The sequence below is a fragment of the Metabacillus litoralis genome, assembly GCF_003667825.1.
Classification (GTDB): Bacteria; Bacillota; Bacilli; order Bacillales; family Bacillaceae; genus Metabacillus; species Metabacillus litoralis_B.
Genome location: NZ_CP033043.1, coordinates 2,198,097 through 2,209,983, shown reverse-complemented (window position 1 = coordinate 2,209,983; position 11,887 = coordinate 2,198,097). Strand labels below are relative to the sequence as shown.

Sequence of the window (11,887 nt, the reverse complement as noted above, 5' to 3'; positions counted from 1 at the left end):
TAATTATCAATTAACCTATTGTCCAGTATCTTCAGTAGGAGGTACCGTTGTTTCTACATCAGGATTGGTTTGTTCCCCTTCAATATCCTGATCAGTGTCATCTTCCGTCTCACCATCGTTTCCGTTACCATTCCCATTCCCACTTCCGTTACCATTGCCATTGCCATTGCCATTGCCATTGCCATTCCCGTTTTGCTTTCCGTTGCCATTCCCATTACCTTCTCCAGAATCTTCATCTTCTTGTTGGTCGTCCTCGTTCTGATCTTCCTCGTCATCTCCTGGAAGCTCAGGTACGTCAACATTTGGCTCTGGTACTTGTAGTTGAGTGGCAGCTGCATCACTTCGATTATTGCCACTAACAGCAACTACTTGGAAAGCATAGGTAGATCCTGGTGTAACATCTGCAATTTGATATGAAGTAGATGATGATTGACTAACAACTTCATATGCTCCTCCGTCAATAGACTGTCTTACTTCAAAGGATACACCATCTAATGCATCTTCATTATAACCCCAATTTATGCTTATTGAATTTGTTACCTGGTCATAGTTAATGTTTAAATTAGAAGGCTTATTGAGTTTTTCGTATTTTTTAGAGACTTTTTTAGGTTCGAAGCCTTTAACGAAATATTCATAAGCAATCTGATTAGAAGGGGTATACTCACTTGCTAGTACTTCATCTGAGCCTTTTTCAACTGCTAATCGAACAACACTGTTAGGTTGTTCAAAATCAGAAGTATCACCTTTAGCAACTTCTAAAAAGACCTCTCTAAACATAGCTCTTGCTAGTTTTTGATCACTAGAATCTAAATAAACCTTTTCGCTATCTGCTGATATATTGTATCCGGTCCAAACTGCTGCTGTGTAATTAGGATTATACCCTACAAACCAAGCATCCTTTGCTGCACCAGAAGGCACATTATATTTTGCTTTATCATCTTCACTAAAGTTAGTTGTTCCAGTTTTTCCAGCAATATTTACACCTGATATTTGAACAGACTTACCAGTTCCATATTCAACAACAGACTTCATCATATCTGTGACCATAAATGCTGTATAATCACTCATAGCTGCCTCAGGCTCAGGTTCTAAGCTGATTTCAGTTCCATCACTTAAAACAATTTTCTTAACAGCATGTGGTTCAATATAAATTCCATTATTCCCGAATGCACTAAAAGCACCTGCCATTTGAAGAGGGGAAACTCCATCTCTGAATCCTCCAATTGCATAAGGCTCATAAATCTCATCAAGTGGAATGCCGAGGCCTTTTGCAAATTCCTTCGCTTTATCTAACCCAACTTCTTGTAATGCTTTTAAAGCCGGAATATTTCTTGAATCGGCTAGTGCTTGACGGATTGACATCTTTCCTTTGTAGGAGCGATCCCAGTTATTAATTTTTGTTCCATCACTATAAGTATATGGTTCATCGACGATTTGATGGAAAGTAGACCATTTCTTATCTTCAATAACTGGTCCATAATCAAGTACAGGCTTAATTGTAGAGCCAGGCTGACGTCTTGTATCTGTAGCATAATTATAGCCACCAACTGGTTGATTGCGTCCGCCACCAATTGCGCGAATTTCTCCTGTTTGTGTATCTAGAAGAGTAATCCCTGCTTGAAGCTCATCATCAGGGAAGTTCATAACATCGCCGTTTAAAACATTTTCTACCGCATCTTGTGCTTTTGGATCAAGAGTTGTATAGATTTCCAAACCTGCAGAACCAGCATCAAGATCCGTTTTTTCTTTTACTTCTTCAATTACTTCTTCTACAAAGGCGTGATAAGGATTTGCTTTTTCTGTAGGTTCAATCACAGTGGATTGGACAGGAACCTGCTTCGCTTCCTCAGCCTCAGCTTCTGTAATAAATCCGTGTTTTGCCATTAAGGTTAAAACAATATTACGTCGTTTTTCAGCTTTTTCAGGATTTGTTCTCGGATTATAGTTATTCGGACTCTGTGGAATCCCAGCAATCATCGCAGCTTCATGAAGCTCTAATTTATTTAAATCTTTTCCATAGAATGATTCAGCTGCTTGAGCTACGCCGTATATATTACCAGGAAAGTATATTTTGTTAAGATACATCTCAAGAATTTCTTGTTTAGAATATTTTTGCTCTAATTGAAAGGCAAGCCATAATTCTTGTACTTTACGGGTAACAGTTTTATCTCTCGTTAATAAAGAGTTTTTGATTACTTGTTGCGTAATTGTACTACCACCCTCGGCACCAAAGCCTTCTTGAACGTTTGCAACAAACGCGCCACCTATACGAATAAAATCAACACCACTGTGCTCATAAAAACGTGCATCCTCTGTTGCTAAAACGGCATTTTCAAGTACTTTAGGTATATCATCGTATGGGACATAGGTTCTTTTTACTTGACCAAACTCGGTAATTTCCTCCCCATTCATATCATATATTTTTGATGAAAATGAATCTTTTAATTTTTTATCATCAAGTGGGGGAGCATCCGAAACAATGACTGCAAAAGTAATTCCTCCAGCAACCATTCCAACAATTCCTATTGCCAAAAGACTTAATAAAATTTTCTTCCATAGTCCTGGTTTCTTTTTCTTTGTTTTTTTCTTCGTATTTTTTTGAGTCTGCTTTTTTCTTCGTTCTTCACGACTCTTATATTGTTCAGTCATGTAATACCAACCTTTCATCTTAAGCTTTTCGAAAAAGCTTCTTGCTACAATTCAACTATGTTTAAATTTAAAGTTTCTTAAAAATATAGTTTATCTATAATCTTAAGATAGTCAATCCTTGCTTGATATCCAATAGGAATAATATGACCTTTTTCTTTAATTTCCTCCATAGTGATTGACTTTCGACCACCATTTTCCTGTCGCTCCCAAAAAACCAACAAATGCGTTGCATCAAGGTAATAATAATCATTAAAAGCGGATAAAATGACAAAGCAAATTCCATTTTGCTTTATTACACTTTTCATATGTTCAATTTGATGAGAATGAAAATTCTGTAATGGAAAAGATGTCTTGTTCTTCGTTTCCTTCGCTTCAAAATCTATATATTTTCCTCTATAAATTCCGTTATAGTCAGTTGTTGAGCTTTGTTTAAAGTACGCTTCTTTTATAACAGCTGCACTTCGTCGTGGATAATCTACGTTTACAATCTGAACAGGTGTTGGTTTTTTATGTATGACAGCTAATTGGTTTTCTAAATAGTATTTATTCGTTTCATTTAAGTCTTCTTCAAGAGTCATACCTCTGTTGCTATATACGATAGAAGGCTGTTGCTTTTGCTTAGTTGTATTCTTAGGCTGATAGGGCTTTCCGTTAGGATAACGAAAAATCATATTTTACCTCCTCCTCAAAACTACTTCTTATCATACCAAAAAAAATTGAAAAGGAATGATTAAAAAGTTTCAATTTTGTTAATGTGTGTACTTTGTGCTATTTAGGATACGCTAGTAATATGAGGTGTACCAATGTTTAATAAGTCTAAAACAAATAATATTAATATGGATCTTGATGAACAAAAATTAGTTTCAGAAATTTTACAAATAACAAAAACAAAAAATATTGATAATATTTCCAGAACCAAAGCATATGAAGAATTTTATTTTAAACATCCTGAGATAAAGTGGTCGTTTTTAGCTAGCATGGTTTCCAGAAATGCAGGTTGGAGTATGACAGACCTACAGGGTAGATGGTTTCGGAAAGCGTTAAATCAAGAAAAAAGAAGTCTGCTCTTTATGACATATGAAAGAGCAAATTGGACAATATTTTATGATGCTTTTCCTCAATTACTTATTTACCAATTATCAAAGAAAATAAACAAACCACTTTTTCACCTTTTATCACATTTTCAGGTTTCGAAATTTATGGAAAAAGAATGGTGGCTTTTTTGGGAAGAGCGTCAAAAAGATCGATTAATGACTGCTTTAATCATTAATGAACAAAATGTGATTCATCATCCCGTTATTATGAACGAAACATACAGACGACTAGTTTTCAAATCTGCCTCCTATAAATTTCAAGATCTTTTTCATTTTAGTACAGTTATTTTCCCAACTTTACAAGGAAAGTTATTTGGATTTTCTGTTTACAACTTTGAAAAGCTAACAAACCGAATTGAATTAGGAAAACGTTTAGGATGGCTTTTATTTGATTCGGGAATGTATCAACACTTTGTAAACTTTGCTAGAACAGTTCCACATACAGGTTCCAGATATGATTATGAAAAGTACTTTGCTGATAAAAGAAAACGAGAAACACCATTATTACGAACCGCTTATCCCATTATCCCTCATACATTAGACGGATTTAGAAAGGATTGGTTTCATGGTCAGAATACAAAACATTTGTTTAAGAGAAGAAAAATACCAAAAAACTATGAGATAACAGATTGGTTTAAGCATAAACAGGATCAACTTCATCTATTTACGGTTTTGCAGGAATATTGGAGAAATGGATGAAAAAAGAGCAAGGACCTTTTGTCCTTGCTACCTTAAGTAATTTTGATAATGATGGTTTCCTGTGATCGTTTAAGTTGAAGGGCGATTCGGTCCATCCAGTTTTTTATCACTAGGAATGTTTGCTTTTTCTTGAGCAGTTTGTTGTTTATCTTTCGGTTTTTTAGCCATTATTAGCACCTCCTACTATTATTTTGCACGAAACCCATCATTTCCATTCAACACACAGGAAGTTGTCGAAAACTGTATTTTTTCATTTTCTTTGCCGAATGAAAACTAGTTTTGTCAGGTGTGAAGGGTATGGGAGAATGAGAGCGAATATTAGCTTTAAGAGGAGGGAGAATATTGAAAAATATCATTGAAAAAAGTGTGATCGAAGAGAAGTTAGAGGAGTTAGAACTAGAGCTAATGAAATTGGAACAAGAGCTGGATAACCGGATTTTATCTAAAAATATTGAAGAAGATTTGATGAAACAAGCGGTTCAGATTGATTGTCAATTATCAAATGTAATGTCAAAAGTCCCTACCAATCAAGAGACACCTTTGAAAAATGATAAATATCAGCATTATCCATTCCCTATCATTGCGACAAATTTATAAGGAGTTCTTATGTGCTTTATCCTGAGAGTTTTGATATGATAAGTTCGAGGTGAAAGCTTTGGAACTACTATTAATATCCTCTCAACAACTTCTTCAGCATTTAGAGGAATGCAAAAAGCGATTTGAACAATTAAACGAAAAACCTGAAAAAACAGAAGAATATTTTTATGACGATGTTAAACCAAATTTTGAACTGGTTATGAATAAAGCAAATGAATGGAAGCCTTTGGCCGTCAAGTGGGTCTCAGAATATAAACCTAAGTATATTCATCTTACTCAAATTGACTCAGCAATGGAGAATATTGAACAAGTTGTTCTTCAATCATTTTACAAAGACGTTAATAAGCAGCGTTTTCATAACCTTCATCATTCTGTTGAATATATTTTAAACGGAATGATCGAGCAAATGGATAGAAAGGACGCCTCCAAATAGGGACGTCCTTTTGTGTTTATAATGAATTTGTTATTAGTTAAAAGCCCTTTTACTCCTCAACTTTTATACTAACAGGACGCTCCGTTTCAGTTCCAACGATTTCAATATCATAACCAACACGTTCTGTTTCTTTTCCAGCCACTTCTTGACCATGCTTTGGAATCGTCGGCTCGTGTCCTTTTTCTTTATGATTAAAATGTTTTCCTCTAGCCAAAGTCAAAACCTCCTTTAATGTCTCATTTCTAATATGAGCAAAATTGTAACTCTTCATGTATGGATCAATATTCAAGATGAAATGGATAGTATTAGAAATTATCACCTTATAGGCGTTTGAATCATATGATGTAATAACTTTTGATGAAATAACTGGGAGGAGGTTCCATGGATGCAACAACAATATCCATATTTCAATAGGAGATCTCGGAGGAGAGATAATGAGTATTTTCAAACGTTTCCACCATATGGACAGCAAATGTCTGGTTACCAAAATTCATATAGCAGTAATCCATATTCAAATCCGTCAGCAAATCCTTACTTTCAAGGGTTTCAACCAGGCTTTCAACAATCTTATCAACCCTATGGAGGTGGATACGGAGGAAGCATGAATGGCGGAGGATATATGAATAATCCATATCCAACTCCGTATCCCAAACCAATGCCACATTTTAAACAGCATCAGCCATCAGGTTTTCAAAATATTCTTTCACAATTCAAAAAATCTGACGGACAATTAGATTTTAACAAAATGATGGATACAGCCGGACAAATGATGAATGCTGTCAATCAAATGGGTGGGCTTTTTAAAGGGGTAACGTCTATGTTTAAATAATATAAAAAGACCCAGTTTTATGAACAAACTGGGTCTTTTCTGCTTATGTTCATTTGTTCTCTTTCTGATATTGCTGTGCTAGAAGCTGCTTAACTTCATTATATGATAAACCCGACTGAGCATTTAGACGCTTGACCTCTTCAACATTTGTATTAGAATATTTTTTTGTGCTAAAAGGTTTCATGGATTTCAGTTTCTCCATGGTTATTTTCCAGTCTTTCTTTTCTTACTTTTAATGCATAATTTGCTGTTTGAAGATTTGAAATGGCTATCGAGTTTTCTGGACAAGCAAATTCACCATTTTGATGCGATTTAAGCTTGTCAACAAGAACACTAATAACATCTTCAACTTGGCAACCATTTACACCTTCACGGTCAATGGCACCTGTTTGGAATTTAATGTTGATGTAATGATTGCTGTTTCTGTTCATAAGGGCCTCCAGTGATCTTCTATATTAACTGTTCATAAACCTCATTTAATTGATTTCCGCGTATAAAGTCCTGTTCGTCAAACGCATATTTTATTTCATCAGGTAGGATGTTGTTTAGGAATTGAACTTCATCGTCCTCAAGTGTTAAAACGAAGTCCTTTTCACTCTCATACGAACCTTTTTCCAACTTTTGATAAATTCTATGACATACTGAACTTCTGTCATAGTTCGATAATGCTTCTCGCAAATATCCTAATGTGAAATCCATTTTCATCATTCCTTAAAAAAGTTTTTAAATTCTTCAGAGTTACCTGTGTTCTCATTTGAATATGGATTGTCTATTGACACATCCTCTTGATCCAAATTAGTTTTAATGACAATGGAAGGAGAAGACGTTGCTTCGGCGATAATGCGATCATTTAATTCTTTAAAATCAGGTAGTTGTTGATTTTTTTTCGTCATTTGTAAACACCTCCACTCTTATTGTTTCTAATCAACACTAATAATTTCTCGTAAATTTTTGGTTTTTCTTTGGGTAAACTTTTAAAAATTAAGTCATCATAAAAGAGAGGTGATAAAGGTGAAGCAAAATAAAAGTGGAAGTAAAGCGGAAGTTACTGCATCAGCAAAGGATTTAGCAAAGGATCAAACACCAGAAGAGAATCCAAAGTATGGAAGTAAATCACACAAAAATAGTTAAGGTCATCAAGACCTTAACTTTGTTCTTATTTTGTATCATCTTCTATTAAAATTTGCTTTGTTTTCTTAGGAATTGTAACAAGTAATGAACCATTTCTATAAGTAGTTTTTATTTCATGTTCTTTAACAGGGTATGGTAGGAGAATCGTTTTAGACAGACTATCTAACGATGTATAATTTCTAAATGTTGAAGCATGTTCATTATATTCTTTAATTTCCTCACGATTTGTAATAGAAATTGTTAAATATTGATCATAAAGCTCAAGCTTTATCTGTTCCTTTTTAACAGGAGGAATTTTTAAATCAATAACACATTTATTGTCTGTTTCAAAAGTGTTTACGTGAATAGCCTTATGCGGAAAAGCTCCCTCAAACATAGAATCAAACTCATTCATAAATTGCTTCAATGGTTCCGATCGAAAAAAATGATCAACAATTTGGAAAAAATCCAGCTGTTCTAGAGGCTGTTCATTTTCATTATTCCTATTTAATTCATTTTTCTTTCTCATCAATACTCCTCCTTACCACATGTGATGACAGAGTATTATATGAAAAGGGAATAAGAAACGTTATATTTAAAATGTAATTATTTACCTTTTTTAAGTTAGAAAATTAGCAAACAGCTAGAAATATAATTTCAAATCAATACCACTTTAATTCCGAACGTTTATTCGCTAAAATAGAAGTGAAGCTACAGACTTTAGAAGGTAGTGAATAAAAATGGAATTTAGAAAATCATTAGAAACGATTTTAAATGTGTTAAAAACAAATGACGATTTTAGAGATCAAATTGTTCATTGGCATTCGATTCCTCCTAAAGAAGGGGAACTTGTTGATATGCCGGTTGACCTAGATCACCGCTTAAAATTAGCATTAGAAAACAGAGGAATTTCACAATTGTATACACATCAAGGTGAAGCCTATAAACTCGCAAGTGGAGGTCATAACTTTGTAGCTGTTACTCCAACTGCTTCAGGAAAAACATTATGCTATAACTTGCCTGTCATCCAAAACATATTGAAAGACGAAAATAGTCGGGCATTATATCTTTTTCCTACGAAAGCACTGGCTCAAGATCAAAAATCTGAGATTAATGAAATCATCGAAGAAATGGGAGTTCAATTGAACTCTTATACATACGATGGAGATACTTCACCGGCAATCCGTCAAAGGGTAAGAAAAGCAGGTCATATAGTCATTACAAACCCAGATATGCTTCATTCAGCCATTTTACCGCATCATACTAAATGGGTTTCACTGTTTGAAAATCTAAAATATATAGTCATTGACGAGCTTCACATTTATCGAGGAATATTTGGCAGTCATGTAGCAAATGTCATTAGAAGACTTAAGAGAATTTGTGAATTTTATGGAAGTAACCCGCAGTTTATATGCACATCTGCAACAATCGCTAATCCAAAAGAATTAGCGGAAACACTAACTGGAGCAAATATGGAGCTCATCTCAAAAAATGGTGCCCCAGCCAGTAAAAAGCATTTTATTTTTTATAACCCTCCAATTGTTAATAAGCCACTTAATATTAGAAGAAGTGCAACCTTAGAGGTTAGAAGATTAGCAGGAGAATTTCTTAAAAATAAGATTCAGACAATCGTATTTGCTCGCAGTCGTGTGCGAGTTGAGATCATCTTAACTTATTTAAAAGAATTGATAAAAAATGAACTAGCAAAAAAATCAATACGCGGATATAGAGGGGGATACTTACCAAAACAGCGGAGGGAAATTGAAAGAGGACTAAGGGATGGCGAAATTTTAGGTGTTGTTAGCACCAACGCTCTTGAATTAGGAGTAGATATAGGTAGTTTACAAGTTTGTATTATGACAGGATATCCTGGAACTATTGCAAGTGCATGGCAACAGGCCGGAAGAGCTGGAAGAAGGCAAGGTGAAGCAGTTATTATCATGGTTGCTAGCTCCAGTCCACTTGATCAATACATTATTCAAAATCCACGATACTTTTTTGAACAAAATCCAGAAACAGCCATCATAAACCCTGATAATTTAGTTGTGCTTGTAGATCATTTAAAGTGTGCAGCTTTTGAGCTTCCATTTAGAGAAGGTGATACGTTCGATGGGTTAGAGTTAGAAGATATCCTGCAGTTTTTAGCGGAAGAAAGAGTGCTTTACTATAATAATGAAACCTATCACTGGATGAACGATTCATTCCCGGCCCACAATATAAGTCTTCGGTCGGCTTCACAAGAAAATGTGATAATTATCGATCAATCTGATATAGCGAACGTGAAGGTCATTGGAGAGATGGATCGATTTAGCGCAATGACATTACTGCATGATGAAGCAATTTATCTTCATCAAGGCGTTCAATTTCAAGTGGAAAAACTTGATTGGGAGGAAAAGAAGGCATTTGTAAGAGAAGTTGATGTGGATTATTTCACGGATGCCAATCTTGCGGTTCAATTAAAAGTACTTGAGGAAGATATGCTTAAACATATGAAAGATGTTGACTATGGTTATGGAGATGTGACGGTTCAAGCTATGGCTACAATTTTCAAAAAAATCAAATTTGATACTCATGAAAATATTGGATCAGGTCCTATTCATCTACCAGAAGAAGAGCTTCATACAAATTCAGCATGGATGAGTCTTCATTCGAATATAGTGGACGATTTATCTGAAAAAAGGCTGGAGGAGGCTCTAGTTTCAGCCGCACATGTTCTCCAGCACGTTGCACCGTTAAAAGTAATGTGTGATCCAAGTGACTTGCATGTGATTGCACAAATTAAAGCTGTTCATAATAATCAACCAACAATCTTTCTATATGATCGATATCCAGGTGGGGTAGGGTTATCCAAAAAAATATATGAAACATTATTAGATGTTTTGAATGAAGCAATGAAATTAATAGAAACTTGTCCATGCTATGCTGGATGCCCTTCATGTATAGGTGTTGAAAGTTCTACTGAATCTATAAAAAAAGACACCCATTTTCTTTTAAGTAAATTAAAGGATGAAACAAATGTCGTTAAAAAATAAGTTGAATCGATTAAAAAAACATGTCATTCGAGAAGAACCGGAACTAGAAACTGAAACTGTAAAACAGGAATCACATAACCCAGAAGAATTATTATGGAATGAACATAACACAAAAATCATTCATTATGATGGGCAAACTTGTTTCATTCGAGAGGTTGTCTATCCGTTGGATTATCAACATGGTAAATATCAGTTGAAAGAATTTCAACATGTTGTATCTATGTGGAATCAAAGCGATTTAAAGCATCCACTTTCCTCTAAAGATCATCAGGCAAGCGATTTGTTTTTCTTCGATACTGAAACAACTGGACTTGGTGGAGGAGCGGGAAACACGATCTTTTTGTTAGGACAAGCTCAAGTTCTGGACGATCGTGTTGTCATAAAACAGTATTTGTTGCCAAAACCAGGTAATGAGGTTGCACTTTATCAAAGCTTTTTGGAGGGGATTAATAGTAAAACACTTGTCACCTATAATGGTAAAGCCTTTGATTGGCCTCAGGTGAAAACCCGCCATACTTTAATTCGAGAGTTAGTACCAAAACTTCCTGCATTTGGTCACTTCGATCTATTTCATGCTGCACGAAGGCTCTGGAAAAAAGAGCTCGAATCAGTAAAACTGGCCAAAGTTGAAAACGATATTCTTGGGATTTACCGAGAAAATGATATTCCTGGCTTTTTAGCTCCAATGATTTATTTTGAGTTTGTAAAACAGCAAAAGCCTGAAATTATTATGGGAGTTTTAAGGCATAATGAAATAGATGTGCTCTCTCTTATAACATTATATATCCATTTATCTTATAAGCTATTGAGCACAAATGATAAGGCTACAGATTCCGAGCATTATGAAGTTGCTCGATGGTTAGATTATGTAGGTGATCAATCTTCAGCATTAGATGCTTACAAAAGTCTTATGGAAAAATCTACAAAGCAAGATGTAGAAGCAAAATATGCACTAGCACTCCTTTATAAAAAACAAAAGGAATGGAAACAGGCGATCAACTTGTGGAATGAAATTGTAGAAGGATCAAAAGGAAAAGTGGCATTAAAGGCTTTAGAAGAGCTTGCGAAGTATTATGAACATAAAGAAAAAGACTTGCAAAAAGCAACAAAATATACTGAAGAAATGTATATTCTTTTCAAAGAATGTAAAGAAACGCTGTCGTTTATCGATGAAAATGACATCTTAAACAGACTAAATCGCTTAAAGAGGAAATTTTCTAAAAATATTCCCCGGGCAAGCGCAGAAACTGAGTAATTTCGCCATTTTTTTGACAAAAATATGAATTTTAACGGAATTATTAAATAACAATTGTAGGATTATGGAGAACCATGTAAAATAAGTGATTGTAATTAGTTCTTAACAAGGGAGAAGAGCAACTTTGTATAAAAGCGTATTATACTTATTTTTCATTGTAATCGTCTTAACAATTGTTATTTTTACGAA

14 protein-coding genes are annotated in these 11,887 nt (G+C 34.6%); 6 read left to right on the top strand and 8 right to left on the bottom strand.

Translation table 11 applies throughout. The features are described from left to right. Nucleotides 1-15 precede the first annotated feature (15 nt). Both D9842_RS10925 and recU read right to left on the bottom strand, forming a co-directional pair. The gene (locus D9842_RS10925) at nt 16-2,649 is read right to left on the bottom strand and encodes a penicillin-binding protein 1A (protein WP_121662557.1); all 2,634 of its coding nucleotides are present in this window, start codon (nt 2,647-2,649) and stop codon (nt 16-18) included. A gap of 77 nt (nt 2,650-2,726) precedes the next feature. After that, a complete protein-coding gene (gene recU, locus D9842_RS10920; RefSeq protein WP_121665033.1) occupies nt 2,727-3,317 on the bottom strand; it encodes a Holliday junction resolvase RecU in 591 nt (196 codons plus the stop codon). Nucleotides 3,318-3,485: 168 nt separating this feature from the next. Here recU and D9842_RS10915 point away from each other — a divergent pair, with 168 nt between their 5' ends. Next, on the top strand, nt 3,486-4,442 hold the full coding sequence (locus D9842_RS10915) for a DUF2515 domain-containing protein (RefSeq protein ID WP_121665032.1): 957 nt from the start codon (nt 3,486-3,488) through the stop codon (nt 4,440-4,442). A 69-nt stretch (nt 4,443-4,511) separates the two neighbouring features. On the opposite strand, the gene D9842_RS26120 is transcribed toward D9842_RS10915, so the two are convergent. Further along, nucleotides 4,512-4,610 (bottom strand): spore protein, encoded by a 99-nt coding sequence (locus D9842_RS26120; protein WP_218975609.1) that lies wholly within the window; start codon nt 4,608-4,610, stop codon nt 4,512-4,514. A gap of 174 nt (nt 4,611-4,784) precedes the next feature. On the opposite strand from D9842_RS26120, the gene D9842_RS10910 reads away from it, so the two are divergent. Continuing rightward, nucleotides 4,785-5,039, top strand: coding sequence for a hypothetical protein (locus tag D9842_RS10910; RefSeq protein ID WP_121662556.1), 255 nt, complete (start codon nt 4,785-4,787; stop codon nt 5,037-5,039). A 58-nt stretch (nt 5,040-5,097) separates the two neighbouring features. Continuing rightward, complete coding sequence (locus D9842_RS10905) at nt 5,098-5,472, top strand: DUF1798 family protein (RefSeq protein ID WP_162987403.1); 375 nt, start codon at nt 5,098-5,100, stop codon at nt 5,470-5,472. Between the two features lie 49 nt (nt 5,473-5,521). Here the strand turns inward: D9842_RS10905 and D9842_RS25885 are convergent, their stop codons facing one another. Continuing rightward, nucleotides 5,522-5,686 (bottom strand): hypothetical protein, encoded by a 165-nt coding sequence (locus tag D9842_RS25885; protein ID WP_162987402.1) that lies wholly within the window; start codon nt 5,684-5,686, stop codon nt 5,522-5,524. 171 nt (nt 5,687-5,857) lie between these two features. Between D9842_RS25885 and D9842_RS10900 the strand changes: the two genes are divergently transcribed. Then, complete coding sequence (locus tag D9842_RS10900; RefSeq protein WP_121662554.1) at nt 5,858-6,301, top strand: YppG family protein; 444 nt, start codon at nt 5,858-5,860, stop codon at nt 6,299-6,301. 170 nt (nt 6,302-6,471) lie between these two features. Here the strand turns inward: D9842_RS10900 and D9842_RS10895 are convergent, their stop codons facing one another. The 4 genes from D9842_RS10895 to D9842_RS10880 all read right to left on the bottom strand — a co-directional run bounded on the left by D9842_RS10895 (nt 6,472) and on the right by D9842_RS10880 (nt 7,940). Beyond that, nucleotides 6,472-6,732, bottom strand: coding sequence for an Acb2/Tad1 domain-containing protein (locus tag D9842_RS10895; protein ID WP_121662553.1), 261 nt, complete (start codon nt 6,730-6,732; stop codon nt 6,472-6,474). Between the two features lie 19 nt (nt 6,733-6,751). Continuing rightward, entirely contained in the window at nt 6,752-7,000 is a 249-nt protein-coding gene (locus D9842_RS10890; RefSeq protein WP_121662552.1) for a sigma-G-dependent sporulation-specific acid-soluble spore protein CsgA, read from the bottom strand. Between the two features lie 5 nt (nt 7,001-7,005). Then, entirely contained in the window at nt 7,006-7,194 is a 189-nt protein-coding gene (locus D9842_RS10885; protein ID WP_121662551.1) for a hypothetical protein, read from the bottom strand. A gap of 263 nt (nt 7,195-7,457) precedes the next feature. Continuing rightward, nucleotides 7,458-7,940: an Hsp20/alpha crystallin family protein gene (locus D9842_RS10880; protein ID WP_121662550.1), complete on the bottom strand. Its 483-nt coding sequence runs from the start codon at nt 7,938-7,940 to the stop codon at nt 7,458-7,460. 211 nt (nt 7,941-8,151) lie between these two features. Here D9842_RS10880 and D9842_RS10875 point away from each other — a divergent pair, with 211 nt between their 5' ends. Then, entirely contained in the window at nt 8,152-10,443 is a 2,292-nt protein-coding gene (locus tag D9842_RS10875) for a DEAD/DEAH box helicase (protein ID WP_121662549.1), read from the top strand. Further along, nucleotides 10,427-11,698 (top strand): ribonuclease H-like domain-containing protein, encoded by a 1,272-nt coding sequence (locus D9842_RS10870; RefSeq protein ID WP_121662548.1) that lies wholly within the window; start codon nt 10,427-10,429, stop codon nt 11,696-11,698. Before D9842_RS10875 ends, D9842_RS10870 begins: the two co-directional genes overlap by 17 nt. The last annotated feature ends 189 nt before the right edge of the window (nt 11,699-11,887 follow it).

What these genes read in the sequence shown, in the direction of transcription:
- D9842_RS10925 (WP_121662557.1), bottom strand. Translation starts at nt 2,649, where the DNA reads ATGACTGAACAATATAAGAGTCGTGAAGAACGAAGAAAAAAGCAGACT.
- D9842_RS10915 (WP_121665032.1), top strand. Translation starts at nt 3,486, where the DNA reads ATGGATCTTGATGAACAAAAATTAGTTTCAGAAATTTTACAAATAACA.
- D9842_RS26120 (WP_218975609.1), bottom strand. Translation starts at nt 4,610, where the DNA reads ATGGCTAAAAAACCGAAAGATAAACAACAAACTGCTCAAGAAAAAGCA.
- D9842_RS10900 (WP_121662554.1), top strand. Translation starts at nt 5,858, where the DNA reads ATGCAACAACAATATCCATATTTCAATAGGAGATCTCGGAGGAGAGAT.
- D9842_RS10895 (WP_121662553.1), bottom strand. Translation starts at nt 6,732, where the DNA reads ATGAACAGAAACAGCAATCATTACATCAACATTAAATTCCAAACAGGT.
- D9842_RS10890 (WP_121662552.1), bottom strand. Translation starts at nt 7,000, where the DNA reads ATGGATTTCACATTAGGATATTTGCGAGAAGCATTATCGAACTATGAC.
- D9842_RS10885 (WP_121662551.1), bottom strand. Translation starts at nt 7,194, where the DNA reads ATGACGAAAAAAAATCAACAACTACCTGATTTTAAAGAATTAAATGAT.
- D9842_RS10880 (WP_121662550.1), bottom strand. Translation starts at nt 7,940, where the DNA reads ATGAGAAAGAAAAATGAATTAAATAGGAATAATGAAAATGAACAGCCT.
- D9842_RS10875 (WP_121662549.1), top strand. Translation starts at nt 8,152, where the DNA reads ATGGAATTTAGAAAATCATTAGAAACGATTTTAAATGTGTTAAAAACA.
- D9842_RS10870 (WP_121662548.1), top strand. Translation starts at nt 10,427, where the DNA reads ATGTCGTTAAAAAATAAGTTGAATCGATTAAAAAAACATGTCATTCGA.